This window comes from Pseudomonas sp. E102 (genome assembly GCF_052660185.1).
The window spans coordinates 319931-344524 of sequence record NZ_CP084025.1 but is presented as its reverse complement, the minus strand read 5'-3'; the positions used below and the strand labels follow the sequence as shown (position 1 = coordinate 344524).

Annotated in this window: 27 protein-coding genes; 1 reads left to right on the top strand and 26 read right to left on the bottom strand. The window is 61.2% G+C overall.

Annotated elements, in window-relative coordinates:
* Positions 1-75 precede the first annotated feature (75 nt).
* The 22 genes from DOCECA_RS01665 to trmJ all read right to left on the bottom strand — a co-directional run bounded on the left by DOCECA_RS01665 (position 76) and on the right by trmJ (position 19436).
* Positions 76-495: a hypothetical protein gene (locus DOCECA_RS01665; RefSeq protein WP_420764160.1), complete on the bottom strand. Its 420-nt coding sequence runs from the start codon at positions 493-495 to the stop codon at positions 76-78.
* A gap of 64 nt (positions 496-559) precedes the next feature.
* The gene (locus DOCECA_RS01660) at positions 560-1354 is read right to left on the bottom strand and encodes an amidohydrolase (protein WP_420764159.1); all 795 of its coding nucleotides are present in this window, start codon (positions 1352-1354) and stop codon (positions 560-562) included.
* Complete coding sequence (locus DOCECA_RS01655) at positions 1342-2490, bottom strand: pyridoxal phosphate-dependent aminotransferase (RefSeq protein ID WP_445571376.1); 1149 nt, start codon at positions 2488-2490, stop codon at positions 1342-1344. Before DOCECA_RS01655 ends, DOCECA_RS01660 begins: the two co-directional genes overlap by 13 nt.
* A gap of 269 nt (positions 2491-2759) precedes the next feature.
* Positions 2760-4232 carry a ribosome biogenesis GTPase Der gene (gene der, locus DOCECA_RS01650; RefSeq protein WP_045155133.1) on the bottom strand — a complete coding sequence of 491 codons (1473 nt, stop codon included), beginning with the start codon at positions 4230-4232 and terminating at the stop codon, positions 2760-2762.
* A gap of 134 nt (positions 4233-4366) precedes the next feature.
* On the bottom strand, positions 4367-5518 hold the full coding sequence (gene bamB / locus DOCECA_RS01645) for an outer membrane protein assembly factor BamB (protein ID WP_420764157.1): 1152 nt from the start codon (positions 5516-5518) through the stop codon (positions 4367-4369).
* A complete protein-coding gene (locus DOCECA_RS01640) occupies positions 5511-6152 on the bottom strand; it encodes a tetratricopeptide repeat protein (RefSeq protein ID WP_039592112.1) in 642 nt (213 codons plus the stop codon). Before DOCECA_RS01640 ends, bamB begins: the two co-directional genes overlap by 8 nt.
* Positions 6153-6192: 40 nt before the next feature.
* Entirely contained in the window at positions 6193-7482 is a 1290-nt protein-coding gene (gene hisS / locus DOCECA_RS01635) for a histidine--tRNA ligase (protein WP_445571375.1), read from the bottom strand.
* A 22-nt stretch (positions 7483-7504) separates the two neighbouring features.
* Positions 7505-8614 carry a flavodoxin-dependent (E)-4-hydroxy-3-methylbut-2-enyl-diphosphate synthase gene (gene ispG, locus DOCECA_RS01630; protein ID WP_325717643.1) on the bottom strand — a complete coding sequence of 370 codons (1110 nt, stop codon included), beginning with the start codon at positions 8612-8614 and terminating at the stop codon, positions 7505-7507.
* 3 nt (positions 8615-8617) lie between these two features.
* On the bottom strand, positions 8618-9649 hold the full coding sequence (locus DOCECA_RS01625; RefSeq protein ID WP_445571374.1) for a RodZ domain-containing protein: 1032 nt from the start codon (positions 9647-9649) through the stop codon (positions 8618-8620).
* On the bottom strand, positions 9649-10407 hold the full coding sequence (gene pilW / locus DOCECA_RS01620) for a type IV pilus biogenesis/stability protein PilW (protein ID WP_434609712.1): 759 nt from the start codon (positions 10405-10407) through the stop codon (positions 9649-9651). Before pilW ends, DOCECA_RS01625 begins: the two co-directional genes overlap by 1 nt.
* 12 nt (positions 10408-10419) lie before the next feature.
* Complete coding sequence (gene rlmN / locus DOCECA_RS01615; RefSeq protein ID WP_420764153.1) at positions 10420-11568, bottom strand: 23S rRNA (adenine(2503)-C(2))-methyltransferase RlmN; 1149 nt, start codon at positions 11566-11568, stop codon at positions 10420-10422.
* A 28-nt stretch (positions 11569-11596) separates the two neighbouring features.
* Positions 11597-12022, bottom strand: coding sequence for a nucleoside-diphosphate kinase (ndk, locus tag DOCECA_RS01610; RefSeq protein WP_042727994.1), 426 nt, complete (start codon positions 12020-12022; stop codon positions 11597-11599).
* A gap of 87 nt (positions 12023-12109) precedes the next feature.
* The gene (gene iscX, locus DOCECA_RS01605; RefSeq protein ID WP_305498989.1) at positions 12110-12310 is read right to left on the bottom strand and encodes a Fe-S cluster assembly protein IscX; all 201 of its coding nucleotides are present in this window, start codon (positions 12308-12310) and stop codon (positions 12110-12112) included.
* 13 nt (positions 12311-12323) lie between these two features.
* On the bottom strand, positions 12324-12665 hold the full coding sequence (gene fdx, locus DOCECA_RS01600) for an ISC system 2Fe-2S type ferredoxin (protein WP_420764152.1): 342 nt from the start codon (positions 12663-12665) through the stop codon (positions 12324-12326).
* A 3-nt stretch (positions 12666-12668) separates the two neighbouring features.
* Positions 12669-14531, bottom strand: coding sequence for a Fe-S protein assembly chaperone HscA (hscA, locus tag DOCECA_RS01595; protein WP_434562429.1), 1863 nt, complete (start codon positions 14529-14531; stop codon positions 12669-12671).
* Positions 14532-14581: 50 nt separating this feature from the next.
* Complete coding sequence (hscB, locus tag DOCECA_RS01590) at positions 14582-15103, bottom strand: co-chaperone HscB (RefSeq protein WP_420764150.1); 522 nt, start codon at positions 15101-15103, stop codon at positions 14582-14584.
* An 8-nt stretch (positions 15104-15111) separates the two neighbouring features.
* The gene (gene iscA, locus DOCECA_RS01585; RefSeq protein ID WP_420764149.1) at positions 15112-15435 is read right to left on the bottom strand and encodes an iron-sulfur cluster assembly protein IscA; all 324 of its coding nucleotides are present in this window, start codon (positions 15433-15435) and stop codon (positions 15112-15114) included.
* Positions 15436-15459: 24 nt separating this feature from the next.
* Entirely contained in the window at positions 15460-15846 is a 387-nt protein-coding gene (gene iscU, locus DOCECA_RS01580; protein ID WP_003185157.1) for a Fe-S cluster assembly scaffold IscU, read from the bottom strand.
* 43 nt (positions 15847-15889) lie between these two features.
* Positions 15890-17104 (bottom strand): IscS subfamily cysteine desulfurase, encoded by a 1215-nt coding sequence (locus tag DOCECA_RS01575; protein ID WP_030139598.1) that lies wholly within the window; start codon positions 17102-17104, stop codon positions 15890-15892.
* Positions 17105-17154: 50 nt separating this feature from the next.
* Complete coding sequence (gene iscR / locus DOCECA_RS01570; RefSeq protein WP_030139599.1) at positions 17155-17646, bottom strand: Fe-S cluster assembly transcriptional regulator IscR; 492 nt, start codon at positions 17644-17646, stop codon at positions 17155-17157.
* 241 nt (positions 17647-17887) lie between these two features.
* Positions 17888-18664: a serine O-acetyltransferase gene (gene cysE, locus DOCECA_RS01565; RefSeq protein WP_434562427.1), complete on the bottom strand. Its 777-nt coding sequence runs from the start codon at positions 18662-18664 to the stop codon at positions 17888-17890.
* Position 18665: 1 nt separating this feature from the next.
* Positions 18666-19436, bottom strand: a complete 771-nt coding sequence (trmJ, locus tag DOCECA_RS01560) for a tRNA (cytosine(32)/uridine(32)-2'-O)-methyltransferase TrmJ (RefSeq protein WP_445571373.1) — start codon at positions 19434-19436, stop codon at positions 18666-18668.
* A 144-nt stretch (positions 19437-19580) separates the two neighbouring features.
* Here trmJ and suhB point away from each other — a divergent pair, with 144 nt between their 5' ends.
* On the top strand, positions 19581-20399 hold the full coding sequence (gene suhB, locus DOCECA_RS01555; protein ID WP_445571372.1) for a type III secretion system regulator SuhB: 819 nt from the start codon (positions 19581-19583) through the stop codon (positions 20397-20399).
* A 311-nt stretch (positions 20400-20710) separates the two neighbouring features.
* On the opposite strand, the gene DOCECA_RS01550 is transcribed toward suhB, so the two are convergent.
* The 4 genes from DOCECA_RS01550 to yajC form a co-directional block, all read right to left on the bottom strand.
* Positions 20711-21259 (bottom strand): glycine zipper 2TM domain-containing protein, encoded by a 549-nt coding sequence (locus DOCECA_RS01550; RefSeq protein ID WP_014336691.1) that lies wholly within the window; start codon positions 21257-21259, stop codon positions 20711-20713.
* A gap of 117 nt (positions 21260-21376) precedes the next feature.
* Positions 21377-22291, bottom strand: a complete 915-nt coding sequence (gene secF / locus DOCECA_RS01545; RefSeq protein ID WP_420764145.1) for a protein translocase subunit SecF — start codon at positions 22289-22291, stop codon at positions 21377-21379.
* 9 nt (positions 22292-22300) lie between these two features.
* Positions 22301-24169, bottom strand: coding sequence for a protein translocase subunit SecD (secD, locus tag DOCECA_RS01540; RefSeq protein WP_420764144.1), 1869 nt, complete (start codon positions 24167-24169; stop codon positions 22301-22303).
* Between the two features lie 63 nt (positions 24170-24232).
* Entirely contained in the window at positions 24233-24568 is a 336-nt protein-coding gene (yajC, locus tag DOCECA_RS01535; RefSeq protein WP_007956696.1) for a preprotein translocase subunit YajC, read from the bottom strand.
* Positions 24569-24594: the final 26 nt, after the last annotated feature.

Here is a 24594-nt window from a genome sequence, read left to right as displayed (position 1 = left end):
CCTCAGGGCCTTTTTGTTTGGCTGATGATTTGAATTGGCTGCTCTGGCCTGTTCGCGAGTCAGCCAATAAAAATCTCAGGCATGGGTATCGATCGAAATCGTCATCGCCTGCAACAGCGCAGCCTGCAAGGTCTGCAAGGTTGCCTGGGTCGCCATGATCTGGGTCTGGATCGCCATGGCTTGCTGGGATTTCTGCGCCTGGTCGGCCTGGCTTTTCTGGACGCGGGCCAGTTGGGCTTGCTGGTCGGCCAGTAACTTTTCGGTTCGTTCGATCTGCTTCTTCAACTGTTCGATGACATCGCTGCTGCCGCTGCTGCCGCCAGCACCTGCGATGTTCGCGCCGCTGGTGTCGACTTTCAGTGGCTTGTCTTTGTCTTCGGCGGTTTCGGTCGGTGTCACTGGACTGACCGCCCTGTCTTCCTCAGCCCCGCGGATGGTGACTGTGGGAGCAGACAATGGATAAGGGTTTACGGTCGTTGCGCTGATGCTGGTCATAGGGGATTCCTCCTTGGCTGACCGGTTATCGGCGCGCAACACCGTTCCTTGAGGCCGAATCGTTTCAATAGATGAATTCGAAACGATCGGCATCCAGGTTCGCTGGAAAGCGTTTGCGATACTCAGCCAGGTCCGCGGCACTCAGGCAAACCGTGAACACACCGTCGGCTTCGCCGGCGCCGAGCAAGGTCTCGCCCTGGAAGTCCAGCACCTGGCTGTCGCCGGTGTAGGCGAAGCCCTTGCCGTCGGTGCCGATCCGATTCACCGCCGCCACATAGCACAGGTTTTCGATGGCCCGTGCCGGCAGCAAACGGTTCCAATGCTGACGCCGAGCGCCCGGCCAGTTGGCGGTGTACAGCAACAGGTCGGTGTCCTCGGCGTCGCGGCTCCACGCCGGAAAGCGCAGGTCATAGCAGATCAACGGGCGAATCCGCCATCCCTTGAGCTCGAACAGTACCTGCTGATCACCCGGCGTGTAGTGGTTGTGCTCACCGGCCATGCGGAACAGATGGCGTTTGTCGTAATGCAGCACCTCGCCGTCGGGCCGTGCCCACAGCAAGCGATTACGATGGCTGCCATCGCCGGCCTGGACGATCACGCTGCCGGTGATCACTGCATCCAGTTTCGCCGCCTGGTCCTTGAGCCATTGGCGCGTCGGACCATTCTCGGGCTCCGCCAACGTCTCGGACTCCATGGAAAAGCCCGTGGTGAACATTTCCGGCAGGATGATAAGGTCCGCCCCCCGCGCCTGTTCAAGCAGCGCGTCGAAATGCTCAAGGTTGGCTCGACGGTCATGCCAGGCCAGGGTTGTCTGGATCAAGGCAACGTTCAGGTTGGGCAAGGTGCTCAAATCACGCATAGTTTTTGCGCCGCTTCACGCAGCGTCTCCTCGCGCTTGGCAAAGCACAGGCGCACCAGGCGCTGGCCTTGCGGTGGGTTCTGGTAGAAGACCGAGATCGGAATGGTCGCCACGCCATGTTCGCGGGTCATCCACACTGCCATGTCGACGTCGTTGAGGTCCGGGCGGATCTGCGAGTAATCCACCAGCTGGAAATAGGTGCCGGTGACGCGCTTGAAGCTGAACCGCGACGGTGCCAGCAGGTCGCAGAACAGATCGCGCTTGGCCTGGTAGAAGTCCGGCAGTTCGTCGACGTGCTCCGGATGCGCGGCCATGTAGTAGGCCAAGGCATACTGCAACGGTGTGACGCCGCAAAAACTGACGTACTGATGCACCTTGCGCAACTCCGCCGTCAGGGCCGGTGGCGCGACGACATAACCGGTCTTCCAGCCGGTGACGTGGTAGGTCTTGCCAAACGAACTGACCACGAAGGCACGGCGATACAGTTCTTCATGGGCAAGCACGCTGACATGAGCCACGCCGTCGAACACCAGGTGCTCATACACCTCGTCGCTGATCAGATAGATGTCACGGTCGCGGATCAACGCCGCCAATTGGTCCAGCTCGGCGCGGCTGATCAACGCACCGCTGGGGTTGTGCGGCGTGTTGAGGATGATCATGCGCGTGCGCGGGCTCAGGGCTTCGCCGAGCTTTTCAAAGTCGATGGCGAAATCGCCCAGGCTCAATGGCACATGCACGCAACGCCCGCCGGCCAGTTGCACGGACGGCTCGTAGCTATCGTAGGCGGGGTCGAAGACGATGACTTCATCGCCGCTGTTAACCACCGCCGCGATGGCGCAAAAAATCGCCTGGGTCGCGCCAGGGGTCACGGTGACTTCCTGATCGGCATCGACGGTAGCGCCATAGCTGCGGGCAACTTTGGCCGCAATCTGCTGGCGCAGCGCCGGCAGGCCGGTCATGGGGGAATATTGGTTGTGGCCTTGGGCGATGTGCCGGCCGACCGCATCGCGCAGGGCTTGCGGGCCATCGAAATCGGGAAACCCCTGGGACAGGTTCAGCGCGCCGGTCTGTGCGGCGAGTTGGGACATCTGGGTGAAAATCGTGATGCCGACGTTCGGCAACTTGCTGGTGATCATCGAGGGTTCCCTGGGTCTGCACCCGGCTCTGGTGCGGCGCGGGAGAGGTCGAGGATAGCCCAATCGCCGGGCATGAAAAAGGGTGCCCGTGGGCACCCTCTTCAATTGTCGCCGAACCACCGTGGCGAGGGAGCTTGCTCCCGCTGGGGTGCGAAGCAGCCTCTGTGTTTCATCTGATGCACTGCGGTGGCAGGTACATCTTTGGGGCTGCTGCGCAGCCCAGCGGGAGCAAGCTCCCTCGCCACAGAGCGGTCCTGAGCAAACCTGATTCAGCGCTTGTCGCGGCGCTTCTTGTCGGCCTTCTTGTGGTGCGACATCAAGCGGCGCTTCTTGTTGACCTGGCGGTCGGTGAGTGTGTTCTTGTTGCCTTCGTACGGGTTCTCACCGCCCTTGAACTCGATGCGGATCGGCGTGCCGACCAGCTTCAGGACTCGGCGATAGGTGTTCTCCAAGTATCGAACGTACGACTTGGGCACCTTTTCGATCTGGTTACCGTGGATCACGATAATCGGCGGGTTGGCACCGCCCAAGTGGGCGTAGCGCAGCTTGATCCGACGGTTGTTGACCATCGGTGGCGCGTGCTCGCCGACCGCATCTTCGAGGATCTGGGTCAGGCGGTTGGTCGGCCAGCGGGTAACCGCCGACTTGAACGAGTTCTGCACCGAAGCGTAGAGGTTGCCCACGCCCGTGCCGTGCAGGGCCGAGATGAAGTGGATGTCGGCAAAGTCGACGAAGAACAACCGACGCTGGAGTTCGACTTTCACAAAGTCGCGCTCGCTCGGCGTCATGCCGTCCCACTTGTTGATCGCGATGACCAGCGCACGACCGGCTTCGAGGGCAAAGCCCAGCAGGTTCAAGTCGTGATCCACCACGCCTTCGCGTGCGTCCATCACGAAGATCACCACGTTGGCGTCCTTGATCGCCTGCAGCGTCTTGACCACGGAGAACTTTTCGACTTCTTCGTGGATCTTGCCGCGCTTGCGTACACCGGCGGTGTCGATCAGCGTGTATTTCTCTTCGTTACGCTCGAAGGGAATATAGATGCTGTCGCGGGTGGTGCCGGGCTGGTCGTACACAATGACCCGGTCTTCGCCGAGCATGCGGTTGACCAGGGTCGACTTGCCCACGTTCGGGCGGCCGATGATTGCGATCTTGATCCCGTCTTTTTCGCTCGGGCCCGGAATGCGCTTGGCTTCCTCGCCTTCGGCAACGACTTCTTCCTCGCCTTCTTCCGGCTCGTCTTCATCGTCCTTGGGGAAACTCTCAAGGGCGATTTCCAGCATCTGGGTGATGCCACGGCCGTGAGCGCCGGCGATCGGGATCGCCTGGCCCATGCCCAACGGTGCAAACTCGGCGCGGGCCATGTCCGGGTCGATGTTGTCGACCTTGTTGGCGACCACGTAAGAACGCTTGTTACGCTTGCGCAAATGCTCGGCAATCATCTGGTCGGCGGCGGTAAAACCGGCCTTGGCGTCTACCAGGAACAGCACCACATCCGCTTCTTCGATGGCGAGCAGCGACTGCTCGGCCATTTTTTCATCCATGCCGTGTTCATCACCGGAGATGCCGCCGGTGTCGACCAGAATATAGGTACGCCCTTGCCACTTGGCCTCACCGTATTGGCGATCACGGGTCAGACCGGACAAGTCGCCGACGATGGCGTCGCGAGTCCTGGTCAGGCGGTTGAACAAGGTGGACTTGCCGACGTTCGGTCGGCCCACCAGGGCGATTACGGGAACCATGCGGCTCTCCACTTCGTTATTTCCAGAAAATACAAAAGCCGCTGCGAGGCAGCGGCTGGTGCTCGGGGCAGCCTGTGCAAGCACTGCAAGCCTCGCGAACAAGGCCGCTTGGGGGATAAGCCCCAAGCATAGTCTTACTTGATGGTCAGGGCTTCCAGTTTGCCGCTGTTGCCATACACATAGATCATGCTGCCCACCACCAGCGGACGGGCACGCAGGCCGTCGCTGTCGATGCGCTCACGGCCGACGAAACGACCGTCCACCTGGCTGAGCAGGTGCAGGTAACCTTCCAGGTCACCCACTGCAACGTAGCTGGAGAACACTTCCGGGGCCGACAGTTGACGACGGGCCAGGGAATCGTTGCTCCACAATGCGGTGGTGGAACGCTCGTCGACGCCTTCGACGGTGCCCGAGGACAGGCTTACGTAGACGCTGCCAAAGCCTTGGGCGACACCGGCGTAGCTGGACGCATCGCGCTGCCACAACGGACGACCGGTTTCCAGGTCGAGCGCCGCGACGCGGCCCTGGTAGCTGGCGACGTACAGCGTACCGCCGGACAGCAGCAAGCCGCCATCGATGTCGACCACGCGTTCCAGTTCCGAACGGCCTTGAGGGATCGCTACACGCTGCTCCCAGACCGGCACGCCATTGGAAATGTCCAGGGCCACGACTTTACCGGTCGACAGGCCAGCCACCGCGAGGCGGTTGGTAACGATCGGTGCGCTGGTGCCGCGCAGGGTCAGGACCGCCGGGGTACTGTCATACAACCAGCGCTGGTCGCCGGTGGCGGCGTCCAGGCCGATCAGACGGTCGTCCTGGGTCTGGACCACGACCACATCACCGTTGGTGGCAGGCGGCGCGAGGACTTCACTGGTCACGCGGGCGCGCCATTTCTCTTCGCCGCTGCTCGCGTCAAGGGCGACGATCTCGCCCTTGAGCGTGCCGATCATGACCAGCCCGTAACCCACGCCAACGGCGCCGGACACAGGCAGCTCGAGATCTTTTTCCCACTTCACGTCGCCGTTCGTGCGATCCATGGCCATGACGACGCCAGTAACGTCGCCGGCATAGATGGTGTCGCCGTCGATGGCCGGCACCAGCATATTGTAGGTTTCACCCTGGCCGTCACCGATGGAGCGGCTCCATTGCTTCTGCAGCACGACTTCTTCTTTGAAGTCGGTCAGTTCGGCCGGAGGCAGTTCTTTCTTGCTGTTGCTGCTGCAACCCGCGGCCAGAATGGCCAGGGTCAGCAATGCTGCATGTTTCCAACGGATCACGTCACGCATCCCCTTTGGCCAGGTCGTCCAGCTTGATTTGCAGGCCACCGACCGCGGCTTCATCCGACAGCGCAGCCTTGGCTTTTTGGTAGGCCGCATGGGCCTCATCGGCACGACCCAGCTGTACCAGCAGGTCGCCCTTGAGTTCTTCGCGAGTCGCCAGGAACGCCTTGTCGGCGTCGCCGTCGAGCAGCTTCAATGCATCTTCAGCCTTGTTCTGTGCCGCCAGCACCTGTGCCAGGCGCTGACGCGCCACTTCGCCCAGGGTCGGGTTGGCCGGCTTGTCGACGATAGCTTTCAGCTCGGTGGCCGCATCGTCCAGCTTGCCGCTGTCCACCGCGACCTTGGCCACGAAGAGGCTGCCGTACTGGGCATAGGCGGTGCCGCCGAACTCTTTGTTAAGCTTGCCGGCCAGGTCCGCCACGCGGGCCGCGTCAGGCTTGCCGTCCGGGGTCAGGGTGGTTTCCAGCAATTGCTGGTAGAGCATCGAGGCGCCTTGCGACTGGTTGCTCTGGTATTTCTGGTAGGCCTGCCAGCCGAACACGATGACCAGCGCCAACAGGCCGCCAGTGACCAGCGGCTTGCCATTGCGCGTCCACCAGTCCTTCAAATCCGCCAGCTGTTCATCTTCGGTACTCGACACCCCAATACTCCTTAATCGCTAAATCGGCTGTTTGACAGCTTCAACCCTGCACGACGCAGGTGGCCAGGTGCGCGGCAAGCGCATCCCAGGCAATGCTTTGTTGTTCGCCCTGGCCACGCAGGGGTTTGAAACCTACCACTTGTTGGGCCAGTTCGTCGTCACCGAGGATCAATGCGTACAGCGCACCGCTCTTGTCGGCCTTCTTGAATTGGCTCTTGAAGCTGCCGGCGCCGGCATTGATCTGCAAGCGCAGGTTGGGGAGCTGGTCACGGATCCGCTCGCTCAACGACAAGGCGGCCAGTTCGGCGGCCTCGCCAAAGGCGCACAGGTATACGTCGACCTGGCGGGAAAGCTCTTCAGGCACTTTATCCAGAGCTTCAAGCATCAGTACCAAACGTTCGATGCCCATGGCAAAGCCCACGCCCGGGGTCGGCTTGCCGCCCATCTGCTCCACCAGCCCGTCGTAGCGACCACCGGCACACACGGTGCCCTGGGCGCCGAGCTTGTCGGTGACCCACTCGAAGACGGTCTTGCTGTAGTAATCCAGGCCCCGGACCAACTTGGGGTTGATCACATAAGGAATGCCAACGGCGTCCAGGCGTGCCTTCAACCCTTCGAAATGCGCCCGGGACTCGTCGTCGAGGTAGTCGGCCATTTTCGGCGCGTCCACCAGGATCGCTTGGGTTTCCGGGTTCTTGGTGTCCAGCACGCGCAGCGGGTTGGTCTTGAGGCGGCGCTGGCTGTCTTTGTCGAGCTTGTCGATGTGCGCGGACAGAAACTCCACCAGCGCTTCGCGATAGCGGCCACGGGACTCGCTGGTGCCCAGACTGTTGAGCTCAAGCTTGACTGCGTCGCGCAGCCCCAGCTCGCCCCACAGGCGCCAGGTCATGACGATCAGCTCGGCGTCGATGTCCGGGCCTTCGAGGTTGAACACCTCAAGACCAATCTGGTGGAACTGGCGGTAGCGGCCTTTTTGCGGACGCTCGTGGCGGAACATCGGGCCGACGTACCAGAGTTTCTGCACCTGGCCGCCGCCGGTGATGCCATGCTCGAGCACTGCACGCACGCATGCCGCCGTGCCTTCGGGGCGCAAGGTCAGGGAGTCGCCGTTGCGGTCGTCGAAGGTGTACATCTCTTTTTCGACGATGTCGGTCACTTCACCGATGGAGCGCTTGAACAGCTCGGTGAACTCGACGATCGGCATGCGGATCTGCCGATAACCGTAGTTATCCAGCAAACGCGCCACGGTGCCCTCGAAATAGCGCCACAGGGGCGTCTGCTCGGGCAGGATGTCGTTCATGCCACGAATGGCTTGCAGAGACTTGCTCACATGTATTCCTTAATCTTGCGACTTAACCGCGCGCGATGACCGCTGCGTCGGCTTCGACCTTTTCGGCCGCTTTCTGGCGGATCAGCTTTTCCAGCTCATCCACCAGATTGTCATTCGTCAGTTTCTGCGACGGCTTGCCATCGATGTAAATCAGGTTCGGTGTGCCGCCAGTGAGGCCGATATGGGCCTCCTTGGCTTCGCCAGGCCCGTTGACCACGCAGCCGATCACCGCGACATCCAGCGGCACCAGCAAATCTTCAAGGCGCCCTTCCAGCTCGTTCATGGTCTTGACCACATCGAAGTTCTGCCGCGAGCAGCTCGGGCAGGCGATGAAGTTGATGCCGCGCGAACGCAGGTGCAGGGACTTGAGGATGTCGTAGCCGACTTTCACTTCCTCGACCGGGTCAGCCGCCAGCGAGATGCGGATGGTATCGCCAATCCCTTCGGCGAGCAGCATACCGAGGCCGACGGCGGATTTCACCGTACCCGAACGCAACCCACCGGCTTCGGTGATGCCCAGGTGCAGCGGCTGGACGATTTCCTTGGCCAGCAGGCGGTAGGCTTCGACGGCCATGAACACATCGGACGCCTTTACGCTGACCTTGAAGTCCTGGAAATTCAGGCGTTCGAGGTGCTCCACATGGCGCAGGGCCGACTCCACCAGCGCGGCTGGGGTCGGTTCGCCGTATTTTTTCTGCAGGTCTTTTTCCAGGGAGCCAGCGTTGACGCCGATGCGGATCGGAATGCCGCGATCACGGGCGGCATCCACCACGGCCCGCACACGGTCTTCACGACCGATGTTGCCAGGGTTGATGCGCAGGCAATCGACACCCAATTCGGCCACGCGCAGGGCGATGCGGTAGTCGAAGTGGATATCGGCCACCAAGGGAACCTTGACCAGTTGCTTGATCTTGCCGAATGCCTCGGCGGCGTCCATATCCGGCACGGACACGCGCACGATGTCGACGCCGGCGGCTTCCAGGCGGTTGATCTGCGCGACCGTGGCGGCCACGTCATTGGTGTCGCTGTTGGTCATGCTCTGCACAGCGATTGGCGCATCGCCGCCCACGGGCACGTTACCGACCCAGATTTTCCGGGACTCGCGACGCTTGATTGGAGATTCGCCGTGCATGACTTATTGACCCAATTTCAGGCGAGCGGTCTCGCCACTGGTGAACGGAGCCACATCGACCGGCTGGCCGTTGTAGCTGACCTGCGCGCCACGGGCATAACCCAGGCGTACGGCAAACGGTGGCTTGCCGTTGACTGAGGTGCTGTCGCCCTTGCGCTTGAGGCCACTGAACAACACCTTGCCGTTGCCGTCGGTGATCTGCGTCCAGCAATCGGCGGTGAACTGGATCTGTACCTGGCCGTCGCCCGGTGCGGGGGCCGGAGCGGTTGGAGCAACCGGCGCCGCCGGCACCGTTGGAGCCGCCACGGTCGGCGCGGGCGTGACAGGGGCCGGAGCTGCCGGGGCTGCTGGCGCCACCGGAGCGCTGCCAGCCTGGGCCGGAGCGGTCGGTGCGGGCGCAGTGGCTGGAGCCGTTGGAGCGGCTGATTCGGTACCCGCGGCGGCACCGGTCTCGCCATTGTCAGGGCCTTGCGGCAGGGCCAGGGCGGTTTCGCCTTCGGCTTGGCCTTCGACGACGGCCTGGTCTTCCGGTTCGTCCAGCGGATGGATCTGGGTCGTGCCGTCGGCGCCTTCGACTTCGACGTGCTCGGGGTTCATGGCAACCGGCTCCTTGCCACGCAAGGACGCCTGGTCCTGCCACCAGACAAAACCACCACCAATCACCGCAATCAGCAGCAACAGACTGACGATTCGCAAAATGGTGTGGGAAACGCGAACCGGCTCCTCGATACGACCGAGGCTGTGCACGCTGCTGCCCTGGGCATCGGAACCGGTGTATTGATCGAATTGCTGGACCAGCGTGGTCTGGTCCATGCCAAGCAGTTTGGCATAGGCGCGGATATAGCCCCGGGCAAAGGTATGCCCTGGCAATTTGTCGAACGCGCCTGCTTCCAGGTTGCTCAGGGAAGTCACGGTGAGATTGAGCTTGAGGGCCACTTCGGCCAGCGACCAACCATTGCTTTCGCGGGCTTGACGCAGGGTCTCACCGGGATTTACGCGAGTCGCTGCTACAACTTCGGGATGCGCCGCTTTCATCATTGCTCCGACAGGTATTGCTGATATTCCGGCGTACCGGGATAAAGTCTTTTGAGTTGCAGGCCGTAGCTTGCGGCCTTGTCGCGATCTTCAAACACATGTGCCAGCCGAACGCCGAGCAATAGACTACGTGCATTTTGCTCGCTGAGCAGGCTAAAACGCTCGTAATAGTCGCGCGCGGGCACATAATGCCTGTCTTCGTAGGACAACTCAGCCATTTCCAGCAACGCACGGGGTTGTTGGCGGTTGAGCCGCAGCGCTTTTTCCAACTGCTGGCGGGCCAGGTCGCGCTGGCCGAGTTTCGCGGCGGTCATGCCGAGGTTCTCGAAGACCCGTGAGCGCTCGGGGTAAAGGGTATCGGCGGCGGCTTGCTCGAAGCGTTCGTAGGCGTCCTTGTAGCGGGCCTGTTCGTAGAGAAAACTGCCGTAATTGTTCAGGATCCGGGCATCTTGCGGCTGGGCCGACAGCGCCTTGCGAAAATGCTCGTCAGCCAGTTCCGGCTCCAGCTCCGCCTGGAACACCAACGCCAGCGCCGCGTTGGCATCGGCGTCGGAGCTGTCCAGTTCCAGGGCTTTCTTGAGGGGCACCTTGGCCCGCTCGGTCATGCCCTGCTGCAAGTAGCCAATGCCCAACTGCACATAGGCTTCGCGCGCCTCGTCGCGCCCTTTGCTGGTCTTCATCGGGTTGTAGTCACCCGACAGGACACAACCGGAGCAGAGTCCGGCCAACAGCAACAGCAGCGCGAAGCGCAGGGACATAGAGTTCCTCTCTTAGTGACTGTTCGCAGCGTTCTGCGCGACTTCGTCGGCGGCGTTCAATTCGCGCACGGCGATGTAGCGTTCGCTGCGACGGGTGCGATCCAGCACCTGTCCAACCAATTGGCCACACGCGGCGTCGATGTCTTCGCCGCGGGTGGTGCGCACGGTGACGTTGAAGCCAGCGTGGTGGAGCTGATCCTGGAAGCGACGAATCGCGTTGTTGCTCGGACGCTCGTAACCGGAATGCGGGAACGGGTTGAAGGGGATCAGGTTGATCTTGCACGGAATGTTCTTGAGCAGCTCGATCATCTCGACCGCGTGTTCAACCTTGTCGTTCACGTCCTTGAGCAGGGTGTACTCGATGGTCAGCACGCGTTTTTCGCCCAGGGACGACATGTAGCGCTGGCACGACTCGAGCAGCATCTTAAGCGGATATTTCTTGTTGATCGGCACCAATTGGTTACGCAATGCGTCATTGGGTGCGTGCAGCGACAACGCCAGGGAGACGTCGATGTGCTTGGCCAGCTCATCGATCATCGGCACCACACCGGAGGTGGACAGGGTCACGCGGCGCTTGGAAATGCCGTAGCCCAGGTCATCCATCATCAGGTGCATGGCGGAGACGACGTTGTCGAAGTTCAGCAGCGGCTCACCCATGCCCATCATCACCACGTTGGTGATGGCACGGTCGACGGTCGCCGGGACGCTGCCAAAGGATTTGTTGGCAATCCACACCTGGCCGATCACTTCGGCGGCGGTGAGGTTGCTGTTGAAGCCTTGCTTGCCGGTGGAGCAGAAACTGCAATCCAGGGCACAGCCTGCCTGGGACGAAACGCACAAGGTGCCGCGCTTGCCCTGGGGAATGTAGACGGTCTCGACGCAGCTGCCGGAAGCCACGCGCACTACCCATTTACGGGTGCCGTCGCTGGAGATGTCCTGGCTGACCACTTCGGGACCGCGAATCTCGGCAACAGCCTTGAGCTTTTCGCGCAGGGCCTTGCCGACATTCGTCATGGCGTCGAAATCGTCGACGCCAAAGTGGTGAATCCATTTCATCACCTGGCCGGCACGGAAACGCTTCTCCCCGATCGAGTCGAAGAATTTCTCCATTTCCGGCTGGGTCAGGCCCAACAGGTTGGTTTTGCCGTTCGATGTAGTCATGGATTCACCTTCACTCAAAAGCCTGGGCTTAGCGAGTGGTTACTTCAGTAGCGGAGAAAAAGTAAGCGATTTCGCGAGCAGCGGCAGCTTCGGAGTCCGAACCGTGGACGGCGTTGGCGTCGATGGATTCAGCGAAGTCAGCACGGATGGTGCCGGCAGCAGCTTCTTTAGGGTTGGTAGCGCCCATCAGCTCACGGTTGCGAGCGATGGCGTTTTCGCCTTCCAGCACCTGAACGACAACCGGACCGGAAGTCATGAAAGCAACCAGCTCACCGAAGAAACCGCGCTCGCTGTGCTCAGCGTAGAAGCCTTCGGCTTCGGCTTTGGACAGTTGCTTCATTTTCGAAGCTACAACGCGCAGGCCAGCGTCTTCGAAGCGGGTAACGATCTTGCCGATCACGTTTTTAGCAACGGCGTCAGGCTTGATGATGGAGAAAGTACGTTGAACAGCCATGGTGTAACTCCAGAAACGGTAATTTACGAAAAATTAAACCCGCGAATTATACGCGGGTTCTTAGGTATTGCCTAACCTGCGAAGCGATCAGTCCAATTCGGCGGCCCAGAGCTCCTGAACCGCTTCCAACACCTTCTCGCCGACTCGGCCAGAGGTGGCATCGAAGCCAGGCAGCTCCAGGATCATCTGCTGCAGACGGACGAAACCTACAGAGTACGGATCGAGGCCCTCATGGGCTTCAGCCAATTCTTCTGCGATGCGCTGTACATCATTCCAACCATAGCTCATGACAGTGTCACCATCAGTGCGGCGCTTCGGCCGCATGGTTAAGCGAATATTTCGGGATTTCGACGGTCAGGTCTTCGGTGCCGACGATAACCTGGCAACCCAGGCGCGATTGCGCTTCCAGTCCCCAGGCCCGATCAAGGAAGTCTTCCTCCAGTTCGTCCGCCTCTTCCAGCGAGTCGAAGCCTTCGCGAATGATGCAATGGCAGGTCGTGCAAGCACAGACGCCGCCACAGGCACTTTCCATCTCGATATGGTGCTCATGGGCCAGCTCGAGAATGGAGATTCCGGGCTCAGCCTCTACGACCATGCCCTCCGGACAGAACTTCTCGTGGGGCAGAAAAATCACCTGCGGCATCAGTTATTCCTCGATTTCATTCAGGTTGCGCCCCGCCAGGGCGGCTTTCACCGTCGAGTCCAGGCGGCGGGCAGCAAAGGCATCGGTGACTTGCGACAGACGCTTGGTCTGCTGCTCGATGGCATAACCATCGGTGCCTTTGAGCAATTCGGACAATTCCTGCACTTGCAGCTCGATGACCATGCGTTCCTCGGCGTCGAGCAAACGGTCGCCATCCGCTTCAAGGGCGGCTTGCACGGCTTCGATCAGACGCTGGCCGTCGACTTGCTGTTCACGCAACACACGGGCAACCTTGTCGTCGCTGGCGTGCTGGAACGAGTCCTTGAGCATCTTGGCAATTTCACCGTCGGTCAGGCCATAGGACGGCTTGACCTGGATGCTCGCCTCCACGCCCGAACCCAACTCGCGGGCGGAGACGTTGAGCAGACCGTCGGCGTCGACCTGGAAGGTCACGCGGATCTTCGCTGCACCGGCAACCATGGCCGGGATGCCGCGCAATTCGAAGCGGGCCAGGGAACGGCAGTCGCTGATCAGCTCACGCTCGCCTTGCAGCACGTGGATCATCATGGCCGACTGGCCGTCTTTATAAGTGGTGAAGTCCTGGGCGCGGGCAACCGGGATGGTGGTGTTGCGCGGAATTACCTTCTCCATCAGGCCACCCATGGTTTCCAGCCCCAGGGACAGCGGGATTACGTCGAGCAACAGCAGCTCGCCACCGTCGCGCTTGTTGCCGGCCAGGGTGTCGGCCTGGATCGCGGCGCCGATGGCGACTACCTGGTCCGGGTCGATTTCGGTCAGCGGCTGGCGGCCGAAGGCCTCGGCAACGGCTTCACGAACCCGCGGCACTCGGGTCGAACCACCGACCATGACCACCGCTTTCACATCCTCAAGCTCCACGCCGGAATCACGCACGGCACGGCGGCAGGCCTTGAGGCTGCGGGCAACCATGGGTTCGATCAGTGCGTTGAAGGCTTCGCGGGTAAGGGCGGCGCTCCAGTCGCCATAAGCGACTTCAACGGAGGCAGCGTCGGTCAAGGCTTCCTTGGCCGCGCAGGCGGTTTGCAGCAGATGGCGCTGGGCACCTGGGTCGAGGTCGGCAGAGAGGCCGGCCTGCTCGATGATCCAGCCAGCGATCGCGTGGTCGAAATCGTCGCCGCCCAGGGCGCTGTCGCCACCGGTAGCGAGAACTTCGAAGACACCGCCGGTCAGGCGCAGGATCGAAATATCGAAAGTACCGCCACCCAGGTCGTAGATCGCGACCAGGCCTTCGGCGTGCTGGTCCAGGCCGTAGGCAACGGCAGCGGCGGTCGGCTCATTGAGCAGGCGCAACACGTTGAGGCCGGCGAGCTTGGCGGCGTCCTTGGTGGCTTGGCGCTGAGCGTCGTCGAAATACGCCGGGACGGTAATCACTGCGCCCACCAGCTCACCACCCAACGCCGCTTCGGCGCGCTGACGCAGGACCTTGAGGATGTCGGCGGACACTTCCACCGGGCTTTTCGGCCCCTGCACGGTCTCGATGAACGGCATGTGGGACTCGCCGCCAACGAAGCGGTACGGCAGCTGCTCACCCAATTGCTTGACGTCGGACAGACCACGACCCATCAAGCGCTTGACCGACACAATGGTGTTCAGGGGATCGCTGGCGGCGGCCAGCCTGGCCGAATCGCCTACTTCGACGCGATCGGCGTGGTAGCGCACGGCGGACGGCAGGATGACCCGCCCCTGCTCGTCGGCCAGCGGTTCGGAAAGACCGCTGCGCAAGGCAGCGACCAGGGAATTGGTGGTACCCAAGTCGATCCCGACAGCCAGGCGACGCTGGTGCGGTTGTGGACTTTGGCCGGGTTCGGCGATCTGCAGTAGGGCCATCGTAATCAGGACTTATCTGTAATCAGGCGTGCGACCGGAGCGGCACTGGGTTAATCGTCGAGGCGCTCTTCTAACTGGCGCACTTCGTGGGTGAGCTTGTCGAGGAACTGCATGCGCCGCATCAGGCGCTCGGCCTGTTCGCGTTGCGCGGCATCGTTCCAGCAGGCTGCGAAGTCTTCGTTCAGTTCTTGCTGGGCGTCTTTCAAGCGACGCTTGAATACCGCGACACCGGCCAGATCCGCGCTGTCCTGCAGGTCTTCGAGCTCTTCGCGCCATTGCATCTGCTGCAAAAGAAACTCGGGATCATGGACCGTGACCTCCAGCGGCAACTCATGGCCGCTGATGGCCAGCAGGTAGCGCGCGCGCTTGGCCGGGTTCTTGAGCGTCTGGTAAGCCTCGTTGAGGTTCGCCGACTGCTCGAGCGCCCGCCGCTGCTCCGCCTCGGAGGCATCGGCAAAGCGGTCGGGATGAACACCACGGGCCAGTTCCAGGTAACGCGCGGACAACTGATCGAGGTCCAGCTGGAAAGCAGGCTGCAACTGGAACAACGCAAAATGACAAGGAGTACCCACGAGCAGCCTCAGATGTTGAAGCTTTCGCCGCAGCCACACTCACCGCGCACGTTGGGGTTGTTGAACTTGAAGCCTTCGTTCAACCCTTCCTTGACGAAATCCAGCTCGGTGCCGTCCAGGTACGTCAGGCTCTTCGGGTCAATGATCACTTTCTGACCATGACTTTCGAATACCTGGTCCTCTTCGCCCACTTCGTCGACGAATTCCAGCACGTAGGCGAGGCCAGAGCAGCCCGTGGTGCGAACACCCAGGCGGATACCCTCGCCTTTGCCGCGCCCTGCAAGAGAACGCTGCACATGCTTAGCTGCTGCTTCTGTCATCTGGATAGCCATGGAAACTCCTTACCGTAACGCGGATCAGATCAAGCCTTTTTTCTGCTTGTAGTCGCGAACGGCGGCCTTGATGGCGTCTTCAGCGAGTACCGAGCAGTGGATCTTCACTGGCGGCAGGGCCAGTTCTTCGGCCAGCTGGGTGTTCTTGATGGTTTCGGCTTCGTCGAGGGTCTTGCCCTTCATCCACTCAGTAGCCAGGGAGCTGGACGCGATGGCCGAGCCGCAGCCATAGGTCTTGAACTTGGCATCCTCGATGATGCCTTGCTCGTTGACCTTGATCTGCAGGCGCATCACGTCGCCGCACGCCGGAGCACCGACCATGCCGGTGCCGACGTCAGGATCCTGCGCGTCCATCTTGCCGACGTTGCGCGGGTTCTCGTAGTGGTCGATGACCTTTTCGCTATATGCCATTTGCTTCAATCCTCATCAGTGGAGCCGCTCTGGTGGCGACTTCTCAGTGCGCTGCCCATTCGATTTTCGAAATGTCGACGCCGTCTTTGTACATGTCCCACAGCGGCGACAGTGCGCGCAGCTTGGTCACTGCCTCGCAGACTTTCTGCGCGGCATAATCGATTTCTTCTTCGGTGGTGAAGCGGCCGAAGGTGAAGCGGATGGAGCTGTGGGCCAGTTCGTCGTTGCGGCCCAGGGCGCGCAGTACGTACGAAGGCTCCAGCGACGCCGAGGTGCACGCCGAACCGGACGACACGGCCAGATCCTTGAGCGCCATGATCAGCGACTCACCTTCAACGTAGTTGAAGCTCAGGTTCAGGTTGTGCGGGACGCGGGCGGTCATGCTGCCATTGACGTACAGCTCTTCGAGGTGCTCGACCTGCTTGAAGAAACGATCGCTCAAGGCCTTGATGCGCACGTTTTCGGCAGCCATGTCTTCCTTGGCAACTCGGAACGCTTCGCCCATGCCGACGATCTGGTGGGTCGCCAGGGTACCGGAACGCATGCCGCGCTCGTGACCACCGCCGTGCATGGTCGCTTCGAGGCGAACACGCGGCTTGCGGCTGACGTACAGGGCGCCGATGCCTTTAGGACCGTAGGTCTTGTGGGCCGAGAACGACATCAGGTCGACTTTCAGCTTCGACAGGTCGATGTCGACCTTGCCAGTGGATTGCGCCGCGTCGACGTGGAACAGGACGCCCTTGGAACGGGTCAGCTCGCCGATGGCGGCGATGTCGTTGACGGTGCCGATTTCGTTGTTCACGTGCATGATCGAAACCAGGATGGTGTCGTCGCGCAGGGCGGCTTCGACCATGGCCGGGGTGATCAGGCCGTCTTCACCGGGCTCGATGTAGGTGACTTCGAAGCCTTCACGCTCCAGTTGACGCGTGGTGTCCAGGACAGCCTTGTGCTCGATCTTGGAGGTGATCAAGTGCTTGCCCTTGGTGTGGTAGAAATGCGCGACACCCTTGATTGCCAGGTTGTCGGATTCGGTGGCACCGGAGGTCCAGACGATCTCGCGCGGGTCGGCGTTGACCAGGTCGGCGACCTGGCGACGAGCGTTTTCGACCGATTCTTCGGCTTTCCAGCCAAACACGTGGGAGCGCGAAGCCGGGTTACCGAAGTTTCCGTCGACCAGCAGGCATTCACTCATCTTTTGCGCGACACGCGGATCAACCGGGGTGGTCGCAGAGTAATCAAGGTAAATCGGCAATTTCATGGACTCTCTCCTAAATCAGGCTGGCTGGCGTTCCGCTTGCTCTGCGGCGGTCATTCGACGGCGGACGCTTCGATCTTGTCCAGGTGCGGCGCCTTGCCATTGCAACGGCGCTGGTCCTGACGCTGGGCGACTTCTTGCACCTCACGGCGAGTTACAAGGTCGGCCAAGCTGATACCGCTCAGAAACTCGTGGATCTGCAGGCTCAAGTCACACCACAGATGGTGGGTCAGGCATGTATCGCCGCCATGGCAATCGCCCAGCCCCTGGCATTTGGTCGCATCGACCGATTCGTTCACGGCATCGATCACCTGGGCGACCTGGATGCCTTGCATCTCGCGTGACAGCTGGTAGCCGCCACCGGGACCACGAACGCTGGAAACCAGGTTGCTGCGGCGCAGCTTGGCGAACAGCTGTTCGAGGTAAGACAGGGAGATGCCCTGGCGCTCGGAGATATCGGCCAGGGACACCGGCCCGTGCTGCGCATGCAATGCCAGATCCAGCATTGCGGTCACGGCGTATCGGCCTTTTGTAGTCAGTCGCATGGACAATTACCACGGAGTTCGGAATGGGGGCGAGTATGCAATTCCCGAGTATTTAAGTCAAGTATAAGACCTAGTGCTTTACTCGGGATTACCCGCAAAAGAGCGCGCGCATGATAGCAAAGGTAGGCGGCTAACGACCAGCTATACCGCGTTACCGTTCTCCGCGAACAGGCTCGCTCCCACAGGAGATCACCGCTGTAGGCGTGGGAGCGAGCCTGCTCGCGATGAGGCCAGCAGGGTTTCAGCCAGCCTGGGTCTCATCCTTGTCCTTCACACACGCGAAGTCTTCTTCGCGCAGCTCAGGCAGGTCCTTGGCACAATAATTACTGCCCAGGTCCTTGAGGGCTCCGCACATCCCCTCCAGGCGTCCATCGACGGCCTGCAAATGGTCCAGCAGCTGGTTGATGGCGCGGGCGACCGGGTCGGGCATGTCTTCGCCGACACCGTAGGCGTCGAAGCCGATCTTTTCGGCCATGGCTTTGCGCCGTGCGTCCTGCTCTTCATCCGATTTGACGATAATCCGCCCCGGAATACCCACCACGGTCGCGCCAGGCGGCACGGCCTTGGTGACCACGGCGTTGGAACCGACCTTCGCCCCCGCCCCTACCGTGAACGGCCCGAGCACCTTGGCGCCGGCACCGACGACGACGCCGTCCTCCAGCGTTGGGTGGCGCTTGCCTTTGTTCCAGCTGGTGCCGCCGAGGGTCACACCCTGGTACAGCGTCACGTCGTCGCCGATCTCGGCGGTCTCGCCAATGACGATGCCCATGCCATGGTCGATGAAGAACCGGCGACCGACCTTGGCGCCCGGATGGATCTCGATCCCGGTCAACCAGCGGCCGAAGTTCGAGACCAGCCGCGCCAGCCATTTCCAGCCCATGTTCCACAAGGCGCCGGACAGGCGATGGATCCAGATGGCGTGCATCCCCGGGTAGCAGGTCAATACTTCAAAGGCATTGCGCGCCGCCGGGTCACGATGAAAGACGCTCTGGATATCTTCACGCAAACGTTCGAACATTTTATTCCTTCCGCTTAATCAGCTCGCCACGGGCCGCTTTCTGGGTTTCCGTGAGGATGCCGCGCAATATATTCATTTCCGCCCGGCTCACCGAGCTTCGTCCGTACAACCGACGCAGGCGCGCCATCAAGTGTCGAGGCTTGTCCGGGTCGAGGAATTCGATGTCCACCAGGGCTTGTTCCAGGTGCTCATAGAATCGCTCCAGTTCGTCCATGGTCGCCAGTGTCTCACTGCGCGGCGACGTCGCCTCGAATTTTTCCACCTTGCTGGGCTGGCCTTCGGCTTGCAGCCAGGCCATGCGCACTTCATAGCTCAACACCTGCACCGCCGCCCCAAGGTTCAGCGAGCTGAATCCAGGGTCGGAAGGGATGTGCACGTGATAATGACATCGCTGCAGTTCTTCGTTGGTGAGGCCGGAATCTTCTCGGCCGAACACCAAAGCGATCTGCACGCCTTGCCCCGCCTCCTCGACCACTTTGGTGCCGCATTCGCGGGGATCGAGCAGCGGCCACGGGATACGCCGATCGCGGGCGCTGGTGCCGAGCACCAGGTTGCAACCCACCAGGGCGTCTTCCAACGTGGCGACGACCTCGGCGTTGACCAGGATGTCGTTGGCGCCGGATGCCCGGGCATCGGCTTCGTGATGGGGAAACGAACGGGGCTCGACCAGCACCAGCCGCGACAGGCCCATGTTCTTCATGGCCCGCGCAGCTCCGCCGATATTTCCCGGATGGCTGGTATTGACCAGGACGACACGAATGTTCTGCAACAAGGGAGGCGCTCTCGAACACATAAAAGGGAGCAAATCTTACCTAAGCACCTACCGTTAAGCTATGAAAGCGAACACCAACCTTCTCCTGAGAAAACTTTCTGATAGAATGCGCGGCTTTCTTTAACAACCTTAGGTGACACATCCATGCAGCCCATGCTGAATATCGCGCTGCGCGCCGCCCGCAGCGCCAGTGAACTGATCTTCCGCTCCATCGAGCGCCTGGATACCATCAAGGTCGATGAAAAAGACGCCAAGGACTACGTGTCCGAGGTCGATCGCGCCGCCGAACAGAAAATCGTCGACGCCCTGCGCAAGGCTTACCCGAACCACTCTATCCGCGGTGAAGAGACCGGCATGCACGCCGGTAGCGGCATCGAAGGCGAAGAGTACCTGTGGATCATCGATCCGCTGGACGGCACCACCAACTTCCTGCGCGGCATCCCCCACTTCGCTGTCAGCATCGCCTGCAAATACCGTGGCCGCCTGGAACACGCCGTCGTGCTGGACCCGGTTCGCCAGGAAGAATTCACCGCCAGCCGTGGCCGTGGCGCCCAATTGAACGGTCGTCGCCTGCGCGTCAGCGGCCGCACCAGCCTGGACGGCGCCCTGCTGGGTACCGGCTTCCCGTTCCGTGACGACCAGATGGACAACCTGGACAACTACCTGGGCATGTTCCGTGCCCTGGTCGGCCAGACCGCCGGCATCCGCCGCGCCGGTGCCGCCAGCCTGGACCTCGCTTATGTCGCGGCCGGTCGTTTCGATGCGTTCTGGGAGTCGGGCCTGTCAGAGTGGGACATGGCAGCAGGCGCTCTGCTGATCCAGGAAGCGGGTGGCTTGGTGAGCGACTTCACTGGCGGCCATGACTTCCTTGAAAAAGGCCACATCGTTGCTGGCAACACCAAATGCTTCAAGGCTGTTCTGACGGCGATCCAGCCACACCTGCCGGCCTCGCTGAAGCGCTAAGCCGCTTGGCTCAATAAAAGCACCCTTCGGGGTGCTTTTTTTTGCCTGTTCAAACCACTCAGTTCAGATGTGAACACTCCGTGGCGAGGGAGCTTGCTCCCGCTCGGCCGGGCTGGCGCTCCAGTGCGCAGCGACCGCAAGATCTTGGGCCTGCTGCGCAGCCCAGCGGGAGCAAGCTCCCTCGCCACAGGTTTATCTGGAATATGAATGCAGCTTTCGCGAGCAGGCTCGCTCCCACAGAGGATCTGGGGTGGGCATAAAATGTGGGCGCAAAAAAAGCACCCCGAAGGGTGCTTTTTCATGGCTTTTAATTACTGAGCCGGTTCGTTCTGGCCCAGGATCAGTTGGCCTTCCTTGCTAACCGGGATCTGGTTGCCCGGGTCGCGGTCCATGCGGACTTTGCCTTCCTTGCCGTCGAGCATGTAGCGGACGTCGTAGCCGACCACCTTGTCGCTGATGTCATTGACCGTGTTGCAGCGAGTCTGGGTGGTAGTGTACGTGTCGCGTTCTTGCATGCCTTCCTGGATCTTGTTACCGGCATAACCACCGCCGGCCGCACCCGCCACCGTGGCGATTTTCTTGCCGGTGCCGCCGCCGATCTGGTTGCCCAACAGGCCACCGGCCACAGCACCGAGCACGGTGCCAGCGATCTGGTGTTGGTCCTGGACGGGCTTCTGCCGAGTCACGGTGACGTCCTTGCACACTTCACGCGGAGTCTTGATCTGGGTCTTGACCGGTTCCACGGCCAGTACTTGCGCGTACTCAGGGCCACTTTTTACCAAGCTGTAGGTGGCGACCGCACCACCGGCTGTTACACCGACAGCACCCAATACCGCACCAACCAGCATCGATTTGTTCACTTGAACCTCCTGACCATCACAAGCGGAATAATCCGCGCTTCTCCCAGCCTTGGAGCATAAAAAAAGGCGCGAGTTCAACTCGCGCCTTCTCAGCGGTGACGGACGGAAAACCGAGCCTTACGGGCGGTCGTCCACCTCGGTCTCCGTAGCGGCCGGAGGAATCAGATCCTCGGTGCTCAGGTTCAGCCAGATCAACACCACGTTGGCGATGTAGATCGAGGAGTAGGTACCCGCCATCACACCGATGAACAACGCGATGGAGAAACCGAACAGGTTGTCGCCACCAAAGAACAGCAGCGCGGCAATCGCCAACAAGGTGGAGATCGACGTCGCCATGGTCCGCAACAGGGTCTGGGTGGTCGAGATATTGATGTTCTCGACCAAGGACGCCTTGCGCAGTACACGGAAGTTCTCACGCACCCGGTCGAACACCACGATGGTGTCGTTGAGCGAGTAACCGATGATCGCCAGCACTGCCGCCAGCACCGTCAAGTCGAAGGTGATCTGGAAGAACGACAGGATGCCCACGGTCACGATCACGTCGTGGATCAGCGAGACAATGGCGCCTACCGCGAACTTCCACTGGAAGCGGAAAGCCAGGTAGAGCATCACGCCGCCCAACGCCAACAGCATGCCGAGGCCGCCCTGGTCGCGCAGTTCTTCACCCACTTGCGGGCCGACGAACTCGACGCGCTTGACCACCGCCGGGTTGTCGCCACCGGCCTTCTGCAAGGCATCCGCTACGCGCTGGCCCAGTTGCGGGTCTTCACCCGGCATGCGCACCAGCAAATCAGTGGTGGCGCCAAAGCTCTGCACCACGGCGTCGCTGTAGCCCGAGGTCGCCAGCTGCTCACGCACCTTGGTGACATCGGCCGGACGTTCGTAGGTCAGCTCGATGAGCGTACCGCCGGTGAAGTCCAAGCCGTAGTTCAGGCCCTTGGTGGCCCAGCTGAACAACGCCAGGGCCGTAAGGAACAATGTGACGCCGAACGCAATGTTGCGGACGCCCATGAAGTTGATTGTACGTAACATGTCAGCCCCTTAAATCCACAACTTCTTGACGTCACGGCCACCATAAATCAGGTTGACCATTGCACGGGTCACCAGAATGGCTGTGAACATCGAGGTAAAGATCCCGAGGGACATGGTCACTGCGAAGCCTTTGACCGGGCCGGTGCCCATGGCAAAGAGAATCCCGCCGACCAGCAACGTGGTCAGGTTGGAGTCGATAATCGCAGTGAATGCGCGGCCGAAGCCTTCGTTGATTGCCCGCTGGATCGACATGCCCGCGGCGATCTCTTCACGTATCCGCGAGAAGATCAGCACGTTGGCGTCCACCGCCATGCCCATGGTCAAGACGATACCGGCGATACCCGGCAGGGTTAGCGTGGCGCCCAGCAAGGACATCAAGGCCAGCAGCAGCACCATGTTCACCGCCAGCGCAACCGTGGCGATCAAGCCGAAGAAACGGTAGATGGCGATGATGAACAGCGACACGAACAGCATGCCCCACAGGGATGCATCGACACCCTTGGTGATGTTGTCGGCGCCCAGGCTCGGGCCGATGGTGCGTTCTTCAGCGAAGTACATCGGCGCGGCCAGGCCACCGGCACGCAGCAGCAGGGCCAGTTCCGAGGACTCGCCCTGGCCGTTCAGGCCGGTGATGCGGAATTGGCTGCCCAGCGGCGACTGGATGGTCGCCAGGCTGATGATTTTCTTCTCTTCCTTGAAGGTCTGGACCGGTACGTCTTTTTCGACGCCGTTGACCACTTGCTTGGTGTAGGTGGTGGTCGGCTTCTGCTCGATGAAGATCACCGCCATGCTGCGACCGACGTTGCTGCGCGTGGCGCGGCTCATCAGTTCGCCGCCGTGGCCGTCGAGGCGAATGTTCACCTGCGGACGACCTTGCTCGTCGAAGCCCGCCTGGGCATCGGTCACCTGGTCACCGGTGATGATCAGGCCACGCTCGATCTGCGCCGCCGGACGGCCGCCCTCACGGAACTCGAAGCTCTCGGAAGTGGCCTTGGACGCACCCGGCTCAGCGGCCAGGCGGAATTCCAGGTTGGCGGTCTTACCGAGGATACGCTTGGCTTCGGCCGTGTCCTGCACGCCCGGCAGCTCGACCACGATGCGGTTGGCGCCCTGGCGCTGCACGATCGGCTCAGCCACACCCAGCTCGTTGACGCGGTTACGGACCGTGGTCAAGTTCTGCTTGATGGAGTATTCGCGGATTTCCGCCAGCTTGGCCGGGGTCATCGCCAGACGCAGCACCGGTTGGCCATTGAGGTCGGCCGGCACAATGTCGAAATCGTTGAAATTCTTGCGGACCAGCGCACGGGCCTGTTCGCGGGTATCTTCATCACTGAAGCCCAGCTGAATGGCACCTTCGAACTGCGGCAGGCTGCGATAGCGCACGCGCTCTTTGCGCAACAGGCTCTTGACGTCGCCTTCGTAGACTTTCAGGCGTGCGTCGAGGGCTTTTTCCATGTCCACTTCCAGCAGGAAGTGCACACCACCGGACAAGTCCAGGCCCAGCTTCATTGGGTGGGCGCCGAGATTGCGCAGCCATTGTGGGGTGGTCTGGGCCAGGTTCAGGGCTACAACGTAATCGTCGCCCAACGCCTTGCGCACCACGTCCTTGGCCGGCAACTGGTCTTCAGACTTGACCAGGCGCAACAGGCCGCCCTTGCCGTTTTCGGCGATGGACGCAGCCTTGACCTCGATATTGGACGCCTTGAGCGCAGCGCTCGCGCGGTCCAGATCGGCCTGGGTGACCTGCAGCGCAGTGCTTGCGCCACTGACCTGAATGGCCGGGTCATCCGGGTAAAGATTGGGAGCGGAATAAATCAGACCGACCGCCAGCACCGCCAGGATCAGTAGGTATTTCCACAGAGGGTATTTGTTCAGCATCACGCCGCCCGCTTATGACGCGGGGCGCCTTGCGCGCCCCGTCGATTGAAGAGAAGTTGTTACTTAGATCGCTTTCAGCGTGCCTTTTGGCAGCGTGGCCGCGATGGCGCCCTTCTGGAACTTCATCTCAACCGTGTCGGACACTTCCAGTACCACGAAGTCATCGGCCACTTTGGTGATCTTGCCGGCGATGCCGCCGGTGGTGACCACTTCATCACCTTTTTGCAGGCTGCTGAGCAGGTTCTTCTGCTCTTTGGCGCGCTTGGCCTGTGGACGCCAGATCATCAGGTAGAAGATGACCAGGAAGCCGACCAGGAAAATCCACTCGAAACCGCCACCCATTGGCGCAGCTGCAGGTGCAGCGGCATCGGCCATGGCGTTAGAGATAAAAAAGCTCATTTAGCACTCCAGTTGCAAGTATTGAA

Excerpts from the sequence above, each read along its gene's own strand:
- cysE (WP_434562427.1), bottom strand. The coding sequence starts at position 18,664 with ATGTTCGAACGTTTGCGTGAAGATATCCAGAGCGTCTTTCATCGTGAC.
- DOCECA_RS01665 (WP_420764160.1), bottom strand. The coding sequence starts at position 495 with ATGACCAGCATCAGCGCAACGACCGTAAACCCTTATCCATTGTCTGCT.
- ndk (WP_042727994.1), bottom strand. The coding sequence starts at position 12,022 with ATGGCTGTTCAACGTACTTTCTCCATCATCAAGCCTGACGCCGTTGCT.
- iscX (WP_305498989.1), bottom strand. The coding sequence starts at position 12,310 with ATGAGCTATGGTTGGAATGATGTACAGCGCATCGCAGAAGAATTGGCT.
- rlmN (WP_420764153.1), bottom strand. The coding sequence starts at position 11,568 with ATGACTACATCGAACGGCAAAACCAACCTGTTGGGCCTGACCCAGCCG.
- der (WP_045155133.1), bottom strand. The coding sequence starts at position 4,232 with ATGGTTCCCGTAATCGCCCTGGTGGGCCGACCGAACGTCGGCAAGTCC.
- DOCECA_RS01660 (WP_420764159.1), bottom strand. The coding sequence starts at position 1,354 with ATGCGTGATTTGAGCACCTTGCCCAACCTGAACGTTGCCTTGATCCAG.
- secD (WP_420764144.1), bottom strand. The coding sequence starts at position 24,169 with ATGCTGAACAAATACCCTCTGTGGAAATACCTACTGATCCTGGCGGTG.
- suhB (WP_445571372.1), top strand. The coding sequence starts at position 19,581 with ATGCAGCCCATGCTGAATATCGCGCTGCGCGCCGCCCGCAGCGCCAGT.
- iscU (WP_003185157.1), bottom strand. The coding sequence starts at position 15,846 with ATGGCATATAGCGAAAAGGTCATCGACCACTACGAGAACCCGCGCAAC.
- yajC (WP_007956696.1), bottom strand. The coding sequence starts at position 24,568 with ATGAGCTTTTTTATCTCTAACGCCATGGCCGATGCCGCTGCACCTGCA.
- bamB (WP_420764157.1), bottom strand. The coding sequence starts at position 5,518 with ATGCGTGACGTGATCCGTTGGAAACATGCAGCATTGCTGACCCTGGCC.
- hscA (WP_434562429.1), bottom strand. The coding sequence starts at position 14,531 with ATGGCCCTACTGCAGATCGCCGAACCCGGCCAAAGTCCACAACCGCAC.
- DOCECA_RS01625 (WP_445571374.1), bottom strand. The coding sequence starts at position 9,649 with ATGAAAGCGGCGCATCCCGAAGTTGTAGCAGCGACTCGCGTAAATCCC.
- DOCECA_RS01655 (WP_445571376.1), bottom strand. The coding sequence starts at position 2,490 with ATGATCACCAGCAAGTTGCCGAACGTCGGCATCACGATTTTCACCCAG.
- secF (WP_420764145.1), bottom strand. The coding sequence starts at position 22,291 with ATGTTACGTACAATCAACTTCATGGGCGTCCGCAACATTGCGTTCGGC.
- iscR (WP_030139599.1), bottom strand. The coding sequence starts at position 17,646 with ATGCGACTGACTACAAAAGGCCGATACGCCGTGACCGCAATGCTGGAT.
- DOCECA_RS01575 (WP_030139598.1), bottom strand. The coding sequence starts at position 17,104 with ATGAAATTGCCGATTTACCTTGATTACTCTGCGACCACCCCGGTTGAT.
- fdx (WP_420764152.1), bottom strand. The coding sequence starts at position 12,665 with ATGCCGCAGGTGATTTTTCTGCCCCACGAGAAGTTCTGTCCGGAGGGC.
- iscA (WP_420764149.1), bottom strand. The coding sequence starts at position 15,435 with ATGGCTATCCAGATGACAGAAGCAGCAGCTAAGCATGTGCAGCGTTCT.
- ispG (WP_325717643.1), bottom strand. The coding sequence starts at position 8,614 with ATGCACGGCGAATCTCCAATCAAGCGTCGCGAGTCCCGGAAAATCTGG.
- pilW (WP_434609712.1), bottom strand. The coding sequence starts at position 10,407 with ATGTCCCTGCGCTTCGCGCTGCTGTTGCTGTTGGCCGGACTCTGCTCC.